Raw genomic sequence first — 2959 nt, forward strand, 5'->3', positions numbered from 1 at the left:
TCCCCGGCTTGCGCATGTTTTCCCAGTTTCCTGGGTTTTGAAGGAGTGCTCGATAAAATGGCGAATGAAAACTGGCCCGTTTACGGTGAGATCAGCGGCCCTGTCGTGATGATCGGCTTCGGCTCGATCGGCCGGGGAACGCTGCCGCTGATTGAACGCCATTTCCAGTTCGACAAGTCGCGCATGACGGTCATCGACCCGCGCGACACCGACCGCAAGCTGCTCGACGAGCGCGGCATCGCCTTCGTCCAGGAAGCGGTGACCGAGAAGAACTACAAGAAGCTCTTGACCCCGCTTCTGACCAATGGCGGCGGCCAGGGCTTTTGCATCAACCTGTCGGTCGATACCGGCTCGGTGGATCTGATGCGGCTCTGCCGCAAGCTCGGTGTTCTCTACATCGACACCGTCGTCGAACCATGGCTCGGCTTCTATTTCGACGCCAAGGCGGACAACGCCAGCCGCACCAATTACGCGCTGCGCGAGTCGCTGCTCAAGGAAAAGCACGACAAGCCCGGCGGCGCCACGGCGGTCTCCACCTGCGGCGCCAATCCAGGCATGGTCTCGTGGTTCGTCAAGCAGGCGTTGGTCAATCTCGCCACCGATCTTGGCCTGGAGTTCTCGGAGCCCGCGCAGGACGACCGCGAGGGCTGGGCCAAGCTGATGAAGAAGGCCGGCGTCAAGGGCATCCACATCGCCGAACGCGACACCCAGCGCGCCAAGAAGCCGAAACCGATGGATGTGTTCTGGAACACCTGGTCGGTCGAAGGCTTCATCTCCGAGGGCCTGCAGCCCGCGGAACTTGGCTGGGGCACACACGAGACATGGATGCCGAAGAACGCCAAGAAGCACAAGCACGGCTCGAAGGCAGCCATCTATCTGGAGCAGCCGGGCGCCAACACGCGCGTGCGCTCGTGGTGCCCGACGCCCGGCGCGCAATACGGCCTGCTGGTGACGCATAATGAGGCGATCTCGATCGCCGATTTCTTCACCGTGCGTTCCAAGAAGGGCAAGGTGCAATACCGCCCGACCTGCCACTATGCCTACCATCCCTGCAACGACGCTATGCTGTCGCTCGACGAGATGTTCGGCGCCGCCGGCAAGCCTCAGCCGGTGCATCATGTGCTCGACGAGAACGAGTTGATCGACGGCGTCGACGAACTCGGCGTGCTGCTCTACGGCCACGACAAGAATGCCTACTGGTACGGCTCGCAGCTGTCGCTCGCCGAGGCGCGCAAGCTGGCGCCCTACCAGAACGCCACCGGCATGCAGGTCACCTCGGCGGTGCTCTCGGGCATGGTCTGGGCGCTCGAAAACCCCGAGGCCGGCATCGTCGAAGCCGACGAGATGGACTACAGGCGGTGCCTGGAAGTGCAGTCCCAGTATCTCGGACCGGTCAAGGGCTATTACACCGACTGGACGCCGCTCGATAACCGCCCCGGCCTGTTCCCGGAAGACCTCGACCGGAACGACCCGTGGCAGTTCCGCAACATCCTTGTGCGATAGCAGCACCGCCTACCTGCCTCACCGCCTTGCAATCGCCCGGAAATCGGGCGATTGAAGGGATGCGGACCACAACGACACGCATTCATCTGGACGCATGTCGCTCTGGAAACTTGGATGCACGCCTCGTGCTTGTCGAAAATCGATTCCGGTTTTCGGGCCGATGCGAGAGGAGAGGATTTTCATATGATCATTGCGCGCAAAATTCTTTCGATGAGCGTGGCGGGTGCCATTGCGACGATGCTCGCCGCCTGTGCGACCAGCGGCCCTGATGAACCGCCGATGGCAGCGGCGCCGAAAGGCGTCGAGGGCTCCTGGATCGACGCCAAGGGCACCGGCCTGTCGACCTTCGCCGGCGGTACCTTCACGACCGTGGCCACCGACACCGGCCAGAAGCTTGCCGACGGCAGCTACACGATGACCGGCGCCACATCGGTGCAGATCAACGGCACCTCGCTGATCCGCCAGACCGCGGTCAGCTTCAACTGCCTGATGGTGTCGACAAGCCAGCTCAACTGCACGAGTTCCAGCGGTCAGAATTTCGTGCTGACAAGGCGCGTCTGAGCCCGCGACCATTCGTTTCCAAGGACGGCGGCCGGTTGGCCGCCGTCCTTTTTTATGCCGGCAAAGGGGTCCCGGATTCCGCTTGCGTCATCCGGAACGCGATGGGAACATGGCCGAAGCGCCGGCTGTTATGTTCCAGTCAAGCAAGAGCGCTAGTGGCCTCTGATCGGCTTTCCGGGAGACGAAGATGAAGAAACTTGCCGCCATTGCAGCCCTGTCAGCCTCAGCACTCGGTCTGTCGGCCGGCGCGTCCTTTGCCGACTACACGCTGAACATCCTGCATATCAACGACTGGCACAGCCGCATCGAAGGCAACAACAAATATGAATCGACCTGCTCGGCGGACGAGGAAACCAAGGGCGAGTGCATCGGTGGCGCGGGCCGGCTGATCACCGCGATCGCCCAGGAGCGCAAGAAGCTGCAAGGCCAGAACGTGCTGCTGCTCAGCGCAGGCGACAATTTCCAGGGCTCGCTGTTCTACACGACCTACAAGGGCAAGGTCGAAGGCGAATTCCTCAACGACATGAAGTTCGATGCCATGGCCCTTGGCAACCATGAATTCGACGACGGCGAGGCGGCCCTGGCGCCGTTCCTCGACATGATCAAGTTCCCGGTGCTCGGCGCCAATGTGAAGGCCAACGCGCAATCCAAGCTCGGCGACCGAGTCAAGCCATCTGTTGTCGTCGAGGTCGGCGGCCAGAAGATCGGCATCATCGGCGCGATCACCAACGACACGCCGGACCTCGCTTCCCCCGGACCCAACGTCGCAATAGAGGATGACGTCAAGTCGATCACCGCCGAAGTCGAGAAGCTCAAGGGCGAAGGCGTCAACAAGATCATCGCCGTGACCCATATCGGCTACAGGCGCGAGCGCGACGTCATTGCCAAGATCCCG

The 2959-nt window shown here is 62.0% G+C and carries 3 protein-coding genes; all 3 read left to right on the top strand.

Annotated elements, in window-relative coordinates:
* Window positions 1–57 precede the first annotated feature (57 nt).
* Window positions 58–1503: a homospermidine synthase gene (locus EN984_RS28870; RefSeq protein ID WP_127272620.1), complete on the top strand. Its 1446-nt coding sequence runs from the start codon at window positions 58–60 to the stop codon at window positions 1501–1503.
* A gap of 183 nt (window positions 1504–1686) precedes the next feature.
* Complete coding sequence (locus EN984_RS28875; protein ID WP_127259982.1) at window positions 1687–2064, top strand: hypothetical protein; 378 nt, start codon at window positions 1687–1689, stop codon at window positions 2062–2064.
* Between the two features lie 187 nt (window positions 2065–2251).
* A partial coding sequence (locus EN984_RS28880; RefSeq protein WP_206517501.1) for a metallophosphoesterase occupies window positions 2252–2959 on the top strand: 708 nt, incomplete at its 3' end.

It is taken from the genome of Mesorhizobium sp. M7A.F.Ca.CA.004.12.1.1, from assembly GCF_003997835.1.
In the GTDB taxonomy this organism is placed as follows: domain Bacteria; phylum Pseudomonadota; class Alphaproteobacteria; order Rhizobiales; family Rhizobiaceae; genus Mesorhizobium.

What these genes read in the sequence shown, in the direction of transcription:
- EN984_RS28870 (WP_127272620.1), top strand. Translation starts at nt 58, where the DNA reads ATGGCGAATGAAAACTGGCCCGTTTACGGTGAGATCAGCGGCCCTGTC.
- EN984_RS28875 (WP_127259982.1), top strand. Translation starts at nt 1,687, where the DNA reads ATGATCATTGCGCGCAAAATTCTTTCGATGAGCGTGGCGGGTGCCATT.